Source organism: Phenylobacterium sp. (assembly GCF_030654915.1).
GTDB lineage: Bacteria > Pseudomonadota > Alphaproteobacteria > Caulobacterales > Caulobacteraceae > Phenylobacterium.
In genome coordinates this window covers 1-4,538 of record NZ_JAURWM010000354.1, presented here as the reverse complement: position 1 = coordinate 4,538, position 4,538 = coordinate 1, and the positions used below count along the sequence as shown (strand labels likewise).

Annotated in this window: 5 protein-coding genes; all 5 read left to right on the top strand. The window is 66.1% G+C overall.

Translation table 11 applies throughout. From position 1 onward, the window contains the following. Positions 1-526: proton-conducting transporter membrane subunit (locus tag Q7T84_RS18250; RefSeq protein ID WP_304811713.1), on the top strand; the 526-nt coding region annotated here is incomplete at its 5' end. A gap of 16 nt (positions 527-542) precedes the next feature. Further along, positions 543-1,985, top strand: a complete 1,443-nt coding sequence (gene nuoN / locus Q7T84_RS18245) for an NADH-quinone oxidoreductase subunit NuoN (protein WP_304811710.1) — start codon at positions 543-545, stop codon at positions 1,983-1,985. Next, on the top strand, positions 1,986-2,726 hold the full coding sequence (locus tag Q7T84_RS18240) for a biotin--[acetyl-CoA-carboxylase] ligase (protein ID WP_304811708.1): 741 nt from the start codon (positions 1,986-1,988) through the stop codon (positions 2,724-2,726). Positions 2,727-2,731: 5 nt separating this feature from the next. Beyond that, positions 2,732-3,508, top strand: coding sequence for a type III pantothenate kinase (locus Q7T84_RS18235; protein WP_304811716.1), 777 nt, complete (start codon positions 2,732-2,734; stop codon positions 3,506-3,508). Beyond that, positions 3,508-4,538, top strand: a 1,031-nt coding sequence (locus tag Q7T84_RS18230) for a ribonuclease J (protein ID WP_304811706.1), incomplete at its 3' end; no start/stop codon positions are given. The genes Q7T84_RS18235 and Q7T84_RS18230, both read left to right, overlap by 1 nt.

Below are 4,538 nucleotides of genomic sequence, written 5' to 3'. Positions count from 1 at the left end.
CGCCGGCAACGCCCTGGGCGTGCAGGGCGCGATCTTCCAGATGCTGAGCCACGGGGTGATCTCCGGCGCGCTCTTCCTCTGCGTCGGCGTCGTCTATGACCGCATGCATACGCGCGAGATCGCCTTCTACGGCGGGCTAGTGAACCGCATGCCCTGGTACGCGGCGACCTTCATGCTCTTCACCATGGGCAATGTCGGCCTGCCGGGCACCTCGGGCTTCGTCGGCGAAATCACCACCATGGTCGGGGTCTATGAAGTCTCGACCTGGACGGCGGTCGTGGCCGCCACGGGCGTGATCTTCTCCGCGGTCTATGCGCTCAGCCTCTATCGGCGAGTCGTGTTCGGCGAGATCACCAATCCGGCCCTGGCCGACATCACCGACCTCGACTGGCGTGAGGTGGCGATCTTCGCCCCCCTGATCGCCATGACTCTGTACCTCGGCGTCTATCCGGCCGCTGTCTTTGATCTGACCCAAGCCTCGGTCGACAACCTCGTCGCGGTTTACCGCGCGGCCATCGGCGGGTGAGGGACCCTGTAAAGTCATGATCTTGTCAAACGACCTTGCTCTCGCCGTCCCCGAGCTGATCCTCGCGATCTCGGCCCTCGTCCTGCTCGTCTTCGGCGCTTTCGCGCCGCGGGCGACGACGGCCCTGACCCTGGCGGCCATGGGCGCCCTGGCGCTCGCCGCCTGGGCGGCCGCCGTCGGTCCGATCGGCCGCGGGTTCACTGGGGGCATGATTTCCGACCAAGCCTCGGCCTTCGCCAAGGTGGCGATCTACGCCGCCAGCGCCGTGGCCGTCCCGCTTGGTCAGAAGTGGTTCGCACGCAAGGCGATCCACAACTTCGAGTTCCCGATCCTGATCCTGCTGGCCGCGCTCGGCATGGGGATGATGGCGTCGGCTGGCGACCTCATCTCGCTCTATATCGGCGTCGAACTGCACTCGCTGGCGCTCTACGTGCTGGCGGCCATGCACCGCGAGGACGCCAAGGCCTCGGAAGCTGGTCTGAAGTACTTCGTGCTCGGAGCGCTGTCCTCGGGCCTGCTGCTCTACGGCGCCTCGCTGATCTACGGCTTCGCCGGCTCGACCAAGTTCGAAGACATCGCCGTGGCGGTGGAGGCGGGCGCGAGCACGGGCGTGCTGTTTGGACTGGTGTTCCTGATCTGCGGCCTAGCTTTCAAGGTCTCGGCCGCGCCGTTCCACATGTGGACGCCGGACGTCTATGAAGGCGCCCCGACTCCGGTCGTGGCGTTCTTCGCCGGCGCGCCGAAGCTGGCGGCCATGGTGCTGCTGGCCCGGGTGCTGTCGGAAGGCTTCGCCGGAGCCGCCGACCAATGGCGCCAGATCCTGGTGCTGATCGCCCTGTTGTCGATCTTCGTTGGGGCCTTTGTCGGTCTGGTGCAGACCAACCTGAAGCGCCTGTGGGCCTATTCCTCGATCGCCAATATCGGCTACGCGGTGCTTGGCCTCGCGGCTGGCAATGCCGAGGGCATGCAGGCCATGCTGGTCTTCATGGTGCTCTACATGGTCGACGTGACCGGCTTCTTCGCCTGCCTGACCGCCCTGTCGCGTGAGGGCCGGCCGATGGAGACGATCGACGATATGGCGGGCCTGTTCAAGGAACGCCCGGCGATCGCACTGGCGATGAGCGCTTTCTCGTTGTCGGCGCTTGGCTTGCCGCCGTTCTCGGGCTTCTGGGCGAAGTTCTACGTCTTCAAGGCGGCGATCAATGTTGGCGATCCGATGATCCAGATCGCCGCTGTCCTGGGCCTGGTCGGCTCCGTCGTCGCCGCCTTCTACTATCTGCGCCTGATCAAGGTGATGTGGTTCGACGCATCTCCTGGCGGGACCGACGCCATTCCGGGCGAGGCCAAGGCCGTCGCTATCGGCGCGGCGCTGTTTTCCTTCCCCGTCGTGCTGGTCGCTTTGATCTACCTCGACCCGCTGGCCAAGGCTGCTGCGGCGGCGTTTGGGTTGGCCTCCTAGGTGGGCGTCCACCCGCCGATCGAAGCTTACGACGAACTGGACTCCACCAACGCCGAGGCGCGACGTCGCGCCGAGGCGGGGGAGGTCGGTCCGGTCTGGATCACGGCGGCGCGGCAAACGTCGGGCCGCGGGCGGCGGGGCCGGGCCTGGTCGACCAATACCGGAAACCTGGCGGCGACCCTACTGTTCACCACCGACAAGTCGGCGGGCGAAGCGGCCCAGCTGTCGTTCGTGGCGGCGCTGGCGGCAGCCGAGCTGGGGGACACCTGCCTCGGCGTGGGCGCAGCGCGGCTGAAATGGCCCAATGACGTCTTGGTATATGGTCGCAAGGCGGTCGGAATTCTGATCGAATCCGGCACGCGATCCGATGGAACGCTGTGGATGGCGGTCGGAATCGGCATCAATTTGGCCCATGCGCCGGAGGACCTCGAACGTCCCGCCACCGCGTTCGCCGAGCATATGGCGGCTCCGCCGCCGACGCCGCTCGACGCCCTGGAGGTCTTGGCCAGCAGCTTCGAGCGTTGGCGCGCTGCTTGGGATCGTGACGGCTTTGGCCCCATCGCGACCGCGTGGACTTCCTACGCCCACGGTTTGGGCCAACCCTGCGAAGCGCGGTTGCCTAACCAGACGCACCGAGGCGTGGCCGAGGGGCTTGATGCGGACGGCGCTCTGCGGCTGCGGCTTGACGATGGGACGGTCCTGCGGATCACCGCCGGCGACGTCTTCTTTGGAGAGGCTTGAATACGATGCTTCTGGCGATCGAACAGGGCAACACCAATACGCTTTTCGCCGTTCATGACGGGGAGACCTGGATCGCCCAATGGCGGGCGGCCACGGACTCCAGCCGCACAGCAGACGAGTATGCGGTCTGGCTGGCGCAACTGCTGAACATGGCCGGCCTGCAGTTCGGCGTGGTGACGGCCTGCATCATCTCCAGTGTCGTGCCGCAGTCGATCTTCAACCTGCGCAATCTGGCCAGGCGCTATCTGCACGTCGAGCCCCTGGTGATCGGCGAGAACGCCGACCTCGGGATCGCAATCCGGATCGACAAGCCGTCAGAAGCGGGCGCCGACCGGCTGGTCAATGCGATCGGCGCGCACATCGTCTATCCGGGTGACCTGATCGTCATCGACTCCGGCACCGCCACCACCTTCGACGTCATCGCCTCGGACGGCGGGTTCGAAGGGGGGGTGATTGCGCCTGGGATCAACCTATCTATGGAAGCGTTGCACACTGCGGCGGCGAAACTGCCGCGGGTCGCGATCCAGAGACCCCAACGCGTGGTCGGCACCGACACGGTGGGCGCAATGCAGTCAGGCGTATTCTGGGGCTATGTGGCCCTGATCGAGGGGTTGATCGCCCGGATCAAGGCCGAGCGCGAGGCCCCGATGACGGTCGTGGCCACGGGCGGCGTGGCCTCGCTGTTCCACGGCGCGACCATGGCCATTGATCATTTTGACCCGGATCTGACAATCCGCGGCCTTCTCGAAATTCATCGCCGGAACGCGGCGACAAGGACGTAATGAAAGCAAAAGACCAAGACGAACTCGTTTTCCTGCCGCTGGGCGGCTCGAACGAGATCGGCATGAACTTCAATCTCTACGGCTACGGTCCCCCGCATGCGCGCAAGTGGATCGTGGTCGATCTGGGCGTCACCTTCGGCGACCAGACGACGCCCGGCGTCGAGATCATCCTGCCCGACCCGCAGTTCATCGCCAAATACGCCAAGGACATCATCGGGATCGTCCTGACCCACGCGCATGAGGACCATATCGGCGCCGTGGCGTGGCTGTGGCCGCAACTTCGCGCGCCGCTCTATGCGACGCCGTTCACCGCCTTCCTGCTGCGCGAGAAGCTGCGCGAGAACGAAGACTGCGCCGACGCCCACATCACCGAGGTTCCGCTCGGCGGCAAGGTGACGCTCGGCCCGTTCGAGATCGACCTGATCACCCTGACCCACTCGATCCCTGAGCCGAACGGTCTGGCGATCCGCACGCCGCTGGGCACGATCCTGCATACCGGCGACTGGAAGATAGATCCCGATCCGGTGCTCGGCTCGACGACCGACGAGGCGGCGATCGTCAAGTTGGGCGACGAGGGCGTCCTGGCCATGGTCTGCGACTCCACGAACGTATTCGTGGATGGCGAGGCCGGCTCGGAAGCCGATGTCCGCGACGCGCTGGCGGACCTGATCTCAGGCCTGCGCGGCAAGGTCGCGGTGGCCTGTTTCGCGTCGAACGTCGCGCGGATGGACAGCGTGATCCGCGCCGCAGAATCGGCGGGACGGCGGGTCTGCCTGGTCGGGCGCTCGATGCACCGGATGGCGGCGGCGGCGAAGTCCGTCGGCCTGTTCGTGGGCATCAAGGAATTCCTGACCGACCAGCAGGCCGGCGCTGCGGCCGACAACGAAGTGCTGTTCCTGTGTACCGGCAGCCAGGGCGAGGCGCGCGCCGCCTTGTCGCGGATCGCCGACGGGACCCATCAACATGTGAAGCTCGGCGCGGGCGATTCCTGCGTGTTCTCCTCGCGGGTGATCCCGGGCAACGAGATCCC